Here is a 12,210-nt window from a genome sequence, read left to right on the forward strand (position 1 = left end):
CCCTCCCCGGGAACGCTTGTATCAGCGGATGACCAGCACCGGCAGCGTGCTGCGTGCCAGCACTTCAGCGGTCTGGCTGCCCAGCAGCACACGGGTCACACCACGGCGGCCATGCGAGGTCATCACGATCAGGTCGCTGTTGCGCTCGCCGGCGGTCTCGATGATGCCGTCAGCCGCATAGCGGTCCAGCACGTGCACCGGGTTGGCGGTAATGCCCTGCTCAGCCGCCTTGGCCAGCGCCGGCTGCAGCACCTTCTGCGCGCCTTCCTCGCGGTCGGCCTTGTATTCAGGGCTGTTCATGTAGCCCACGCTCCAGCCCATGGCGTCGTACATGCCGACGGCCCACGGCTCGGAAACGGTCACGATATCGACCTCGGCGTTGAGGTCCTTGGCCAGCTCCAGACCCTTGGCCAGGCCCTTGTCGGCCAGCTCGGATCCGTCGGTGGCAATCAGGATGCGCTTGTACATGGTGGGGCTCCGTGGCGGTCTGCCAGATGGGAACAACACCATTGCACACCGGATGTGCAGGGCGCGCCTTGAGCAGGATCAATCCGGCGCGGCGCAGCGGCGTGTGCGCACCGCCGGCTTGCGTACCCGGACACTGCAGCGCAAGCTGGGTGGGCGGCGGCACCGCCGCCTTGGGAGAACCCGCATGCAGGACAGCAAGCCGACACCACGAAGCCCCCTCAGGATCATCCTTTGGAGCCTCATCGCCGCCTTCGTGCTGTTCTACGGCGGCTATCATCTGGGCAAGGACATGGCGCTGCGTGACAACGCCCGGCAGTCAGCCGGCCGATAACGCTCTTCTGTAGAGCCGAGCCATGCTCGGCTGTTTTTCCCGCCAGAAGCAGCCGAGCATGGCTCGGCTCTACATTTTCTGCCCTCAGGCGATCTGCACCACGCGCGCGTTCTGGCACAGCGGATAGCTGCCGACGAACTCGGCAATCGCATCACGCATCGCTTCGAACGATTCGCCGTACATGTACAGCGCGGTCTCGGTCGGGCCCTGCCACCAGCTGCAGATCTCGCCCAGGCCGTCGATGCGCTCGGACAGCTGCTCGAACACGTGGTTGGAATCGCACTGCTCGTAGACCTCGTCCGGCAGGGTCAGGCCATCCAGGTAGATGCCCAGGCCTTCGGTCACGCCGAAGCCTCGATCAGCCTCGCCCGCCCCCTGCAGTTGCGAACCCTTCGGCGCGCCCAGCTGTTCCAGCAGGTCGATCAGCTTCGGCACGCCCGCAACGTCCACCAGCGCCACTTCGATATCGCCGTATTCGACCTCGCCGAGGTCGGACATCGCGGTGCCGCCGCCAGTCAGCTCACCCACCTGCGCCGCCTGCAGCAGCGCATCGAGCGGATCCTCGAACAGTTCATGACGATGCTCGGGCTGCAGCTTGGCGTTCAACTTCACGGTGACGTGCAACGTGGGTTCGGTCATCGGGGCGTTCCTGGAAGATGTCAGGCCCCATTGTAGAGTCGAAGGTAGCGGCAGGAGCCGCTGCCAACGTCGCTTGCGACGGCCCGAAGGGTGCCGGTCAGGACGACCGACATAGCTTGCTCGACTGCCTTTGTAGAGTCGAGCCGTGCTCGACTGCCTTTCCCACCAGAAGCAGCCGAGCATGGGCTCGGCTCTACAACAGCCCGTCAGCGCAGGAACGGCGCCACCTTGCGCTTGAGCAACTCCACCAGCACCGGGTCCATGTAGTCGTAATCGTCCGGGATTTCCAGGCAGATCACCCGCTTGCCGTTCAGCCATGCCTTGTAACGGCTGGACAGACGGTTGCGGTGCGCCTTTTCCATAACGAACACCAGGTCCGCCCACTGCAGCAACTCGGGGCTGAGTACTTCCTCGGCGTCGGCCAGCAACCCGGCCGAGGCGGTCTCGATGCCCGGCCAATCGGCAAATACCTGCTCGGCGGTGGGGCTGCGCAGGCGGTTCTGGCTGCAGAGGAAGAGCACGTTGCGGGTCATGCCCGCAGCGTATCGGGGTCGGACTCCTTTTCCAACGGAAAAGGGCTCTGACGCCAACCGGGTGCTTTCAGACAAGTTGCATGGCCGGAAGACCTTCAGCAAACCATTATGTGCCTTTCCACCATCCAGATGCCCATGATCACCAAGGATGACCTGTTAACGACGTTCGCAGAGGTAGCCGAGGCCCACGGCTGCTACTTCAGCAGGTACGTAGTCGCGACCTACACGCTCTATTGCTGCATAAGGAATGCCAAGGCACATGACCTCGCGATCGCGTCCAAGAATGTCGATGATCCGGAATTCGCCGCCAGCGTTGTGCTGAACGCACCGCACAATCTTTCACATGATGGGCCAACGATCTTCGAGATTCCACCCAACGCCTACGGGTTTACCCATGCGATGGCGGTTCCCAGCATGTATCACGGGCTTCTGAACCGAATCGAGAAGCGCACGGGTCTGTTCCTGTGCCTGCCGATCTTCCGGTGTGAATTCAACGGCAACGAATCAGAAGATGACTTCAGGTGGTCCACACATCACATCGTTGACGTCAACAACTGGCATAGGACCAGGCAGCCGAAGATAAGCGTGTACTTCGACAATCCCCGCACTGGCGGCGGAACGGACAAGGGCGGCGCCATCGTGAGCCTGGAGACATTGATTGCCGAGATCGACAACCTCAACGGCGTGGGCAACGGCTTCATCGAGATCACCAACTACCGCGGCGAGGTGATCGAGGTGCTGTCGCCGGCGGAAGGCCACTATGTGTTGATCCGCAACCGCCAGGATGAAGAAGCGATGGATCGCGCGAGCGTGATTTCCGCGGTGGAGAAATTCACCTCAGAATGACGCGCCACCGCTTTCGTACAGTCGAGCTTGCTCGACTGAACGCGCAAAGCAGTCGAGCAAGCTCGACTCTACAGGAGAGATTCTCCCCTCCCCGACGGTGATCAGATCACCGTCAGGTTGGCATACGCCATCACCAGCCACTTGCTGCCGGCGTCGGCGAACTCGACCTGCACGCGGGCGTGGGCGCCGTTGCCTTCGTAGTCGGTCACCATGCCTTCGCCGAACTTGGGATGGGTGACCAGCGCGCCGAGCTTCAGCGGCGGCGCCTCGATCGAGGCGTGGCCCATTACCCGGCTCGCGCCCATCGAGGCCGGCCGCGAGACCTGCACCTTCGGGCGCACTTCGTGCAGCAGCTCGCGCGGAATCTCGCGCAGGAAGCGCGACGGCAGGCTGTAGTTGTCCTGGCCATGGATGCGGCGCGATTCGGCGTAGCTCAGCACCAGTTTCTGGCGTGCGCGGGTGATGCCGACGTAGGCCAGGCGGCGCTCTTCTTCCAGCCGCCCGCTTTCCTCCAGCGAACGTGCGCTGGGGAACAAGCCTTCTTCCAGGCCGGCCAGGAACACCAGCGGGAATTCCAGGCCCTTGGCCGAGTGCAGGGTCATCAGCTGCACGCCGTCCTCGCCCGCCTGCGCTTGGCCCTCGCCGGCCTCCAGCGCGGCATAGGCCAGGAATGCGACCAGCTCGTCCATGTCCTCGCCCACTTCCTCGATGTCGTCGGCGCGGCGCACGAAGCGCGAGGCCACCGAGACCAGTTCGTCGAGGTTGTCGGTGCGCGATTCCGAGTCCAGCGCGTTGCGACTTTCCTTGCTCCAGTGCTCGCGCAGCTGCGAGCGGGCCAGCACGTGGTCCACGCGCTCGGCCAGGGTCATGTGCAGGGTCTGCGCCTGCAGCTCGTTGACCAGCACCAGGAAGCCGGCCAGTGCATTGCGCGCACGTGCGGCCAGCGCGCTGCCCTGGGTGACCAGCATGGTCGCTTCCCACAGCGAAATACCCTGCGCGCGCGCCTCGCGGCGCACTTCGTCCAGCGTGCGGTCGCCGATGCCACGGGTGGGCGTGTTGACCGCGCGCTCGAAGGCGGCGTCATCGTTGCGGTTGGACAGCAGGCGCAGGTAGGCCAGCGCATCCTTGATTTCGGCACGCTCGAAGAAGCGCATGCCGCCGTACACGCGGTACGGCACCTGTTCGCTCAGCAGGGCCTCTTCCAGCGCGCGCGACTGCGCGTTGCTGCGGTAGAGCACGGCCACTTCGGTATAGCTGCCACCGTCTCGCACCCACTGGCGCGCGCGCTCGACGATGTAGCGCGCCTCGTCCATCTCGTTGTACGCCGCGTACAGGTCGATCGGCTCGCCGTCGCCGCTGTCGGTCCACAGCTGCTTGCCGATGCGGTCGGGGTTGTGCGCGATCACCGCGTTGGCGGCACCGAGGATGTTGGCCGTGGAGCGGTAGTTCTGTTCCAGGCGGATGGTCTGCGCGCCCGGGAAATCGCGCAGGAAGCCCTGCACGTTCTCGACCTTGGCACCGCGCCAGCCGTAGATGGCCTGGTCATCGTCACCGACCACGAACACGTGGCCGGAATCGCCGGCCAGCACGCGCACGAAGGCGTACTGGATGGCATTGGTGTCCTGGAACTCGTCCACCAGGATTTCCCGGAAGCGGGCGCGGTAGTGCGCCAGCAGGGCCGGGTTGTCGCGCAGCAGCTCATGCGCGCGCAGCAGCAGCTCGGCGAAGTCGACCAGGCCGGCGCGGTCGCAACGCGCCTGGTACTCGATGTAGGCCTGGCGCATGGTTTCCAGCCACGCGTCGTGCGGTTCGGGCTGGATGTGCTGCGGGCGGCGGCCTTCGTCCTTCTGCGCGTTGATCCACCACGCGATCTGTTTGGCCGGGTACTTGCCGTCATCCAGTTCCAGCGCCTGCACCACGCGCTTGACCAGCCGCAGCTGGTCGTCCGAATCCATCACCTGGAAGCCTTCCGGCAGCTTCGCGTCCTGCCAGTGCAGGCGCAGCAGGCGGTTGGCCAGGCCGTGGAAGGTGCCGATCCACATGCCGCGGCTGCCGTTGGGCAGCTGTGCGTCGATGCGGTGGCGCATTTCGCCGGCCGCCTTGTTGGTGAAGGTCACCGCGAAAATGCCGTGGGTCGGCACGCCGTCGACTTCATGCAGCCAGGCGATGCGGTGGGTGAGCACGCGGGTCTTGCCGGAACCGGCACCGGCCAGCACCAGGTGGTGGCCGGGGGGAGCGGAGACGGCTTCGCGCTGGGCCGGGTTCAGGCCATCAAGCAGGTGGGAGACATCCATGCCCCCATTTTACGGCATCGCCGTCGCGGCTCCTGCGACCACCTGGGTTGCAAGTGCGTGTGCCTGCTGACGCAGTTCAGGCACCGCCAGGCTTTCCCACAGGCTGCCGATGCGCAGGCTGCCGAGCACGCCCAGCCGCGCCTGCAGCTGTCCACCAGCGGCACGCAGACGGTCGCCCGGCACCGTGCTGTCCAGGCCCAGCCCATGTGGACCGGGGCGCGCCATGCCGTCCGCCTGCAGCTGCTGCAGCAACGGATTGCGCAGTGCGCTGGCGCGGGTTTCCACGCCGGTGGCGTTGATCACGCCGCCAATCGTCCACTGCTGCTCGTTGCCAGTGGCATCGCGGCCGGACAGCCGCAGTGCATCGCCGTCGCGCCAGACACGTTGCAGGCGGGACCGGTGGATACGCAGCTGGCCGCTATCCTGCAGGGACTGCAGCTGCTCATCGACCTCTTCGGCGATGCGGTGGCGATGCACGTCCCAATAGCGCACCACATGGCGCAGGAAGCGACGCTGGTCCGCCTCATCGAGGCTGCACCACAGCGCCTGCCCGTGCGAGCGGATGCGGTCCATCACGCCCTGCCACGGCAGGCCGTCGGCCTGCGCCTGGCGTGCGAACCCGCGCAATGCGTGCAGGCGCTGGCGCAGGTTCATCGGCAGCAACGTGGCCGGGTCGAAGCTGGGCAGGCCGCCATGCGCATGCGGCAACGGCAGCAGGCCGTGGCGCGAGATCACGTGCAGCGGGCCGGTGTGGCCGGCAGCGACCAGCGCCAACACGGTGTCGGCCATGCTCAGGCCGGACCCGACAATGGCCACGGCCTGCTCACCGGCCAGGGTGCGTACGCCGTCGTAGTCCCAGGCCTCGATCACATCGTCGGCAGGCAGCGCATCGGCACCGGCCACCGGCAGCGGGCGCATGCTGTTGCCGGTGGCGAGCACCGCCTGCGCGGCGTGCAGCGTGTGGCCATCGCCGAGCGTCAGCTGGTAGCCGTGGTCATCCGGCTGCAGGCCCAGTACCGGCTGCGCGATCACCTGCAGCTGCGCCGGGCTGGCTGCGGCAGCGTCCTGCAGGCGCTGCTGCAGGTAGGCCGCGAAGTAGTGGCGGCACACGTAACGCTCGCCCAGCACCTCGCGCGCCTCGCCCGGGTAGGCGTTGGCGGCCATCAGGTAGTCGAGGAAATCGCCGGGCTGGTCGGCAAACGCACTCATCTTCGCCGCCGGCACGTTCAGCAGATGCTCCGGCCACGGCGTGGCATAGGCGATGCCCTGCGCCAGCTGCGAGGCGGGTTCGAAAATGGCCAGCGCCAGCGGCGCCTTGGCCTGGCGCAGTACCTGGATCGCCACCAGCACCCCGGCCGCACCACCACCGATGATTGCCAGGTCCAGTTCGCCATTACGCGGTGAATCAGTCATGTGCCGATTGTAGGCCATCGGCGATGACAGGCCGGATTGCCGAAATGGGCGGCCGGCCTTGCCTCACATCAACGCATCGGCCAAGCGTGCGATGCCTTCGCGGCTGCGCCGCCACGTAGGGCGGCTGCGCCACTGCTGCAGGTCCAGCTGCCGCGACTCGCGCAGGTAGCCGTCCTCGATCTCGCACAACTGCTGCACCAGCGCGCGGTCGTAGCAGATCAGGCCGATCTCGGCATTCAGCGCGAACGAGCGGATATCCATGTTGATCGAGCCGAGCACGGCGATGTCCTCGTCCACGCTCATGTGCTTGGCGTGCAGGAACTGCGGTTCGTACAGGGCGATGCGCACGCCACAGCGCAGCAGCTCGTCGTAGTACGCCTCCTGCGCCCACGAGGTCAGCCGCTGGTTGTTGCTGGCGGAGAGGATCAGCTGCACCTGCACACCGGACAACGCCGCAATGCGCAGCGCGCTCAACGTGGCCTCGTCGGGCACGAAGTACGGGGTGACCATCACCAGCCGCCGCCGCGCCAGGTGGATCAGCGCGGCCACCGCATCGCGTGCGTTGCTGTACGGATAGGCCGGGCCACTGGGCAGCAGCTGGGTGGCGATGTCATCGCTGCACTCGGGCACATCGGCGATCACGTCCAGGCGCTGGCCGGTCTCCATGTACCAGTCGCTGGCGAATACGGCTTCCAGATGCGCCACCGCCGGGCCGCGCACGCGCGCCACCAGCTCGCGGTTCGGGTGGCCCGGCACGAACTGCGGGCCCGCCAGGTTCTGCGAACCGACATAGGCCACTTCGTTGTCGATCACCGCGATCTTGCGGTGGTTGCGCAGGTCCATGCGCCCGCTGCGGCGCCAGCGCAGGCCACCGGGCAGCATCGCGCGCACTTCGATGTCGCGCGCCTGCAGGCGCTTGCGATAGGCGCGCAGGCCACGCTTGGCGCCCACCGCATCGAGCAGCACGCGGCACTGCACGCCACGCGCGGCGGCACGCTGCAAGGCCTCGACAATGGCCTCGCCGACCGCGTCATCGAACATCAGGTAGTACAGCAGGTGCACGCGGTCTTCGGCCTGGTCGATGTCGGCGATCAGCGTGTGCAGCGACTCGTCGTAGTCGGTCAGCAGATCGACGGCGTTGCCGTGCACCGGCATGAAATCGCCCTGGCGCTGCACCAGCGGCACGATCTCAGCGCTGGCGGTGTCGGGCTGTGGGGTCCAGCGCAGGCGATGCTGCAGCGCCTGCTCCTCGCGGATCACCTGCGAGGCCTCGGCCTGGCGGCGGATGCGCTCGCGCGACAGCCACGGGTGGCCGAACAGCAGGTACAGCGGCAGGCCCAGCAGTGGCACGAAGCCGACCAGCAGCAGCCAGCTGCGCGCCGCCCCCGGCGTGGTGCGGGTGGGAATCCAGCACAGCGCGACCAGCCGGATCAGCCAGTCGATCAGCAGCAGGTAGGAACCCAGCAACCACTCGAACAGCATCGCGTCGCCCGTCGGGAGGTGATGGGCCATTCTGCCCAGCGGGGTGTGTAGAGTCGAGCCACGCTCGACTGCTTTGAAGCCGTGTGCCAACCAAGGTTGGCACCTACCGGGTGGGGGGGACAGCGTGTCGACCAAGGTCGACACCTACCGGGGGTGGGGACGGCGTGCCAACCAAGGTTGGCACCTACCGGGTGAAGGGACAGCGTGTCGACCAAGGTCGACACCTACCGGGGGCGGGACAAGTTGCCGACCAACGGTCGGCACCCACCCTCTGGATGCCAGGCATGAAAAAACCCGCCACAAGGGCGGGTTTCTTCGCGGGGATCAGCAATCCTTGCGGATTACTTGATCTTGCCTTCCTTGTACGGGACGTGCTTGCGCACGACCGGATCGTACTTGGAGAATTCCATCTTCCCCGGGGTGTTCTTCTTGTTCTTGTCGGTCGTGTAGAAGTGACCGGTACCAGCGGTCGAAATCATACGGACCTTATCGCGCTTGCCTGCCATGATCGTCTACTCCTCAGACCTTTTCGCCGCGCGCACGCAGCTCAGCCAGAACGGAATCGATACCGTTCTTGTCGATGGTGCGCAGTGCATGCGCGGAAACACGAAGCTTCACCCAGCGGTTTTCGCTGGCAACCCAGAAGCGGCGCTCGTGCAGATTCGGCAGGAAACGACGACGGGTCTTGTTGTTGGCGTGCGAGACGTTGTTACCCGTCTGCACTCGCTTGCCGGAAACCTGGCATACGCGGGACATTGCGCACCTCGATAGTAAGTTGTGTCAGCCCGTAGCCCGGGAGACGGCGGCCTCGATGGTTGCCCACCACACGTCAAGAGAATCAAAGGGTTACGCTGGCGTTGGGCGGCCGGGGACGTGCTCCCGGAGGCGCCGCCCGGTAGAAAACCGGACACAGCGAGCCGCGCATTATGCACGGGTTCAAGCACTTGCGCAAGTTACCCACAGGCTGGGGCTGAATGCGACGGTCGCTCCCTGTAGAACCAGCTCAGCGCAGATGCGGAATCACCTGGGCCAGTAGATGGGCATCCTTCAACGCGCCGTGCAGGCCGCGCTGGCTGGGAATGCGCAGGCGCTGCAGCACATCATCCAGCTTGTTGCCCTGACCCGGCCAGCGCCCGCGCGCCAGCTTCAAGCTGCAGGTAATGCGGCAATGCTGGGCCAGCGTGCCGGGGATGCCAGCCAGGCGCAGCTCGTTGTCCAGGAAACCCACGTCGAAGGTGGCGTTGTGCGCGACCATCTCGCTGCCACGCAGGAACTCCAGCAGCTCGGCGGCCTTGCTGGAGAACAGTGGCTTGCCCACCAGCATCGCGTCGCTGATGCCGTGCACGCGCTGCGCGCCCCAGTCCACCTTGCGCTGCGGCTGCAGGTAGGTGTGGAACTGGCGGCCGGTGAGCTGGCCATCGATCAGTTCGACGGCACCGATTTCGATCACCCGGTGCCCCAGGCGGTGGGAGATGCCGGTGGTTTCGGTATCCAGTGCGACGATGCGGCTCATCAGGGTGTGCGTTCTCCAGTACGTGCAGCCGGATTTTCGCACGCGACCGATGCACTCACCCCAACGCTTCCACCACCCAATCAATGAACACCCGCAGCCGCTGGCTCATGTGCCGGTTCGGCGGGAACATCACATGCATCGGCATGGGCGGCAGCTGCCAGTCCTCCAGCACCGGCAGCAGCTCGCCGCGCGCCAGATGCGGCTCGGCCATGTAGCTGGGCAGCGCGACCACGCCCAGCCCCGCCAACGCAGCGGCCAGATAGGCGTTGCCGTCGTCGAAGCCGACCGTGTAGCGGCCCTGCACCTCGACGCGCTCATCGCCGCGATGGGCGCGGAACACGCGGGCGCGGCCACTGCGCGGGCTGAGGAAACCGACCATGTGGTGATCGGGCCCTTCCAGCGCGCGCGGGTCGGTCGGCACGCCGAAGCGCTGCACATAGCCGGGGCTGGCATGGAAGCCGATCGGCAGCGCAGCAAGCGGCCGCGCCACCAGCGCCGGGTCGGCCGGCGTGCCGCCACGGATCACGCAATCCACGTTGTCAGCGATGACATCGACCTCGCGGTCACTCACGCCGATGTCCAGCTGGATCTCCGGGTAGCGCGCCTGGAAATCCGGCAGCGCCGGCACCAGCCGCAGCCGCGCGTAGGGTCCGGGCACGTCCACCCGCAGGCGCCCGCGCGGCTGGGTGGCCGCATCGCCCAGCCCGCCCTCCACCTCTTCCAGCTCGGCCAGCAGGCGGGCGATGCGCGGGTAATAGGCCGCGCCATCGGCGGTGACGCTGACCCGGCGCGTGGTGCGGTTGAGCAACCGCAGCCGCAGGTGCGCCTCCAGCTGCTGCACCAGCTGGGTGGCCGTGGTGCGGCTGATCTGCAGGGTCTGCGCGGCGCGGGTGAAGCTGCCGGTTTCCACTACCCGGGCAAAGGCCCGCATCGCCTCGAAACGGTCCATGGTGGGTCATGATTGTTTGGAATTGGCGATCAATCTAGGCCGATCATCGCGGTTTATCCAGACAGCGCTGGCGCGGAGGATGGGCGTTCTCTCCCACGGGATCTTCCCATGTCACAGCGTGATGTCGTTTTCCCCGCCAGCCGCCAGACCCTGTACGAGCGCAACCGCTACTCGCCAGCGATCCGATCCAACGGCTTCCTGTTCGTTTCCGGCCAGGTCGGCAGCCGCGAGGACGGCTCGCCCGAACCGGATTTCGAAGCGCAGGTGCGCCGCGCCTTCGAAAATCTCAATGCGGTACTGGCTGCCGCCGGCTGCAGCTTCGATGACGTGGTCGACGTGACCGTGTTCCTGGTCGACCCCGAGAAGAACTTCGAGAAGGCGTGGGCGATCGTGCCCGAGTACTGGGGCGAAGCACCGCACCCGACCCTGACCGGCATCGGCGTGACCTGGCTGTACGGATTCCAGTTCGAGATCAAGGTGATCGCGAAGCTGCCGTGATACGGGTAGTGCCGGCCGCTGGCCGGCAATGTGTCGGAGGTCGAAAAGCGTGTCGACCAAGGTCGACACCTACCAGGGCAGTCGGCGTGACCTGGCTGTATGGTTCCAGTTCGAGATCAACTTGATCGCGAAGCTGCCTGCAGACCGGTAGTGCCGGCCGCTGGCCGGCAACGTGTCGGGGGCCGAAAAGCGTGTCGACCAAGGTCGACACCTACCAGGGCAGTCGGCGTGACCTGGCTGTACGGGTTCCAGTTCGAGATCAAGGTGATCGCGAAGCTGCCGTGATACGGGTAGTGCCGGCCGCTGGCCGGCAATGTGTCGCAGGTCGAAAAGCGTGTCGACCAAGGTCGACACCTACCAGGGCAGTCGGCGTGACCTGGCTGTATGGTTCCAGTTCGAGATCAAGGTGATCGCGAAGCTGCCTGCAGACCGGTAGTGCCGGCCGCTGGCCGGCAACAACGTGTCGGGTTCGAAAAGCGTGTCGACCAAGGTCGACACCTACCAGGGCAGTCAGCGTGACCTGGCTGTATGGGTTCCAGTTCGAGATCAAGGTGATCGCGAAGCTGCCGTGATACGGGTAGTGCCGGCCGCTGGCCGGCAATGTGTCGGAGGTCGAAAAGCGTGTCGACCAAGGTCGACACCTACCAGGGCAGTCAGCGTGACCTGGCTGTATGGGTTCCAGTTCGAGATCAGGGTGATCGCGAAGCTGTCTGCAGACCGGCGGTAGTGCCGGCCGCTGGCCGGCAGCAATGTGTCGGAGGTCGAAAAGCGTGTCGACCAAGGTCGACACCTACCAGAGCTGGCGTGTGCCGCCCACCTGAACGGGAGGTTCCGACGAATTCCCGAGGTGGCCATTGATATTGTATCCGGCGAAAACCGCTTGCTAGCCTCCCCTCCATGCGCCGGATCACCCGCCAACTGCGTACGTACCTGATGATGCTGCTGATGGCGGCATTCGTGGTCGTGCCGGTGGCCGACGCACTGGTGTGTGCGGTGGAACCGCATGCCAGCAGCGCCCATGTCGAATCCCTCGCGGACGACGCAGGCGGTGACAGCGACAGCGACAGCAAGCACACGGGTGCCTGCACGCATAACCACTGCCACCACTCCACGCTGAGCCTGCCGGCGAACGATTTCGCCGCCTTCGGTACGCCGCTGCCGGCGCGCTGGATGAATGCCGGCGACGTTGCGACCTATGCGGTCGCCCAGGATGAATTGACGCGTCCCCCCCGGGCGTGAGTTGA

14 protein-coding genes are annotated in these 12,210 nt (G+C 65.9%); 4 read left to right on the forward strand and 10 right to left on the reverse strand.

The genetic code is table 11. From position 1 onward, the window contains the following. Positions 1-21 precede the first annotated feature (21 nt). Entirely contained in the window at positions 22-468 is a 447-nt protein-coding gene (locus ACZK2R_RS22995; protein WP_005411629.1) for a universal stress protein, read from the reverse strand. 184 nt (positions 469-652) lie between these two features. Between ACZK2R_RS22995 and ACZK2R_RS23000 the strand changes: the two genes are divergently transcribed. Continuing rightward, entirely contained in the window at positions 653-799 is a 147-nt protein-coding gene (locus ACZK2R_RS23000; RefSeq protein WP_006402488.1) for a hypothetical protein, read from the forward strand. Between the two features lie 84 nt (positions 800-883). Here the strand turns inward: ACZK2R_RS23000 and ACZK2R_RS23005 are convergent, their stop codons facing one another. Together ACZK2R_RS23005 and ACZK2R_RS23010 are read right to left on the reverse strand one after the other, a co-directional pair. Further along, positions 884-1,438 (reverse strand): hypothetical protein, encoded by a 555-nt coding sequence (locus ACZK2R_RS23005; protein ID WP_180837860.1) that lies wholly within the window; start codon positions 1,436-1,438, stop codon positions 884-886. A 206-nt stretch (positions 1,439-1,644) separates the two neighbouring features. Further along, complete coding sequence (locus ACZK2R_RS23010) at positions 1,645-1,971, reverse strand: low molecular weight protein tyrosine phosphatase family protein (RefSeq protein ID WP_180837859.1); 327 nt, start codon at positions 1,969-1,971, stop codon at positions 1,645-1,647. Positions 1,972-2,106: 135 nt separating this feature from the next. Here ACZK2R_RS23010 and ACZK2R_RS23015 point away from each other — a divergent pair, with 135 nt between their 5' ends. Beyond that, positions 2,107-2,817, forward strand: coding sequence for a hypothetical protein (locus ACZK2R_RS23015; protein WP_253143654.1), 711 nt, complete (start codon positions 2,107-2,109; stop codon positions 2,815-2,817). 101 nt (positions 2,818-2,918) lie between these two features. Here the strand turns inward: ACZK2R_RS23015 and uvrD are convergent, their stop codons facing one another. From uvrD to ACZK2R_RS23050, 7 genes are all read right to left on the reverse strand, one after another. After that, a complete protein-coding gene (gene uvrD / locus ACZK2R_RS23020) occupies positions 2,919-5,111 on the reverse strand; it encodes a DNA helicase II (RefSeq protein ID WP_180837858.1) in 2,193 nt (730 codons plus the stop codon). A 9-nt stretch (positions 5,112-5,120) separates the two neighbouring features. After that, positions 5,121-6,542 carry an FAD/NAD(P)-binding protein gene (locus ACZK2R_RS23025; protein WP_180837857.1) on the reverse strand — a complete coding sequence of 474 codons (1,422 nt, stop codon included), beginning with the start codon at positions 6,540-6,542 and terminating at the stop codon, positions 5,121-5,123. A gap of 45 nt (positions 6,543-6,587) precedes the next feature. Then, the gene (gene cls / locus ACZK2R_RS23030; RefSeq protein ID WP_180837877.1) at positions 6,588-8,006 is read right to left on the reverse strand and encodes a cardiolipin synthase; all 1,419 of its coding nucleotides are present in this window, start codon (positions 8,004-8,006) and stop codon (positions 6,588-6,590) included. 341 nt (positions 8,007-8,347) lie between these two features. Next, on the reverse strand, positions 8,348-8,515 hold the full coding sequence (gene rpmG, locus ACZK2R_RS23035) for a 50S ribosomal protein L33 (RefSeq protein ID WP_170272460.1): 168 nt from the start codon (positions 8,513-8,515) through the stop codon (positions 8,348-8,350). Positions 8,516-8,525: 10 nt separating this feature from the next. After that, positions 8,526-8,762 carry a 50S ribosomal protein L28 gene (rpmB, locus tag ACZK2R_RS23040; protein WP_005411638.1) on the reverse strand — a complete coding sequence of 79 codons (237 nt, stop codon included), beginning with the start codon at positions 8,760-8,762 and terminating at the stop codon, positions 8,526-8,528. A gap of 247 nt (positions 8,763-9,009) precedes the next feature. Beyond that, positions 9,010-9,519 (reverse strand): DNA polymerase III subunit epsilon, encoded by a 510-nt coding sequence (gene dnaQ / locus ACZK2R_RS23045; protein ID WP_049462269.1) that lies wholly within the window; start codon positions 9,517-9,519, stop codon positions 9,010-9,012. Positions 9,520-9,574: 55 nt separating this feature from the next. Further along, entirely contained in the window at positions 9,575-10,468 is an 894-nt protein-coding gene (locus ACZK2R_RS23050) for a LysR family transcriptional regulator (protein WP_180837856.1), read from the reverse strand. 108 nt (positions 10,469-10,576) lie between these two features. Between ACZK2R_RS23050 and ACZK2R_RS23055 the strand changes: the two genes are divergently transcribed. Both ACZK2R_RS23055 and ACZK2R_RS23060 read left to right on the forward strand, forming a co-directional pair. Further along, the gene (locus tag ACZK2R_RS23055; RefSeq protein ID WP_180837855.1) at positions 10,577-10,966 is read left to right on the forward strand and encodes a RidA family protein; all 390 of its coding nucleotides are present in this window, start codon (positions 10,577-10,579) and stop codon (positions 10,964-10,966) included. A gap of 897 nt (positions 10,967-11,863) precedes the next feature. Then, the gene (locus ACZK2R_RS23060) at positions 11,864-12,205 is read left to right on the forward strand and encodes a hypothetical protein (protein ID WP_049399170.1); all 342 of its coding nucleotides are present in this window, start codon (positions 11,864-11,866) and stop codon (positions 12,203-12,205) included. The last annotated feature ends 5 nt before the right edge of the window (positions 12,206-12,210 follow it).

The sequence above is a fragment of the Stenotrophomonas sp. 96582_Sma genome, assembly GCF_056480905.1.